Below are 375 nucleotides of genomic sequence, written 5' to 3'. Positions count from 1 at the left end.
GCGATTATTAAGCTTGAATTTCGTTAGAAATTCACTCGGTTTATTGCTTGGTAAAATCTATTTGCTTACTTATCTAGTTTTCAATGTGCAAAATAATTATGGTGGAGACTAGCGGGATCGAACCGCTGACCTCCTGCGTGCAAAGCAGGCGCTCTCCCATCTGAGCTAAGCCCCCTAATTGGGTAATTAAATTTTTAATGGTGGGCCTAAATGGACTCGAACCATCGACCTCACGCTTATCAGGCGTGCGCTCTAACCAGCTGAGCTATAGGCCCATTCTTAAATTGAATGTTAAATAAACATTCAAAACTGAATACAATATGTCTCCGTTATTCCATGACCTAATGGTCATTCCGTAATATCCTTAGAAAGGAG

General features: G+C 40.8%; 2 tRNA genes. Both read right to left on the bottom strand.

The window, feature by feature from the left end:
- Positions 1-99: 99 nt before the first annotated feature.
- Positions 100-175, bottom strand: a tRNA-Ala gene (locus tag LQ608_RS12400).
- A gap of 23 nt (positions 176-198) precedes the next feature.
- Positions 199-275: transfer RNA gene (locus LQ608_RS12395), tRNA-Ile, on the bottom strand.
- Between the last annotated feature and the right edge of the window lie 100 nt (positions 276-375).

It is taken from the genome of Mammaliicoccus sp. H-M34, assembly GCF_022386495.1.
Lineage (GTDB): Bacteria > Bacillota > Bacilli > Staphylococcales > Staphylococcaceae > Mammaliicoccus > Mammaliicoccus fleurettii.
The sequence above is the reverse complement of the archived record's forward strand: the minus strand, read 5'-3'. Positions and strand labels throughout refer to the sequence as shown.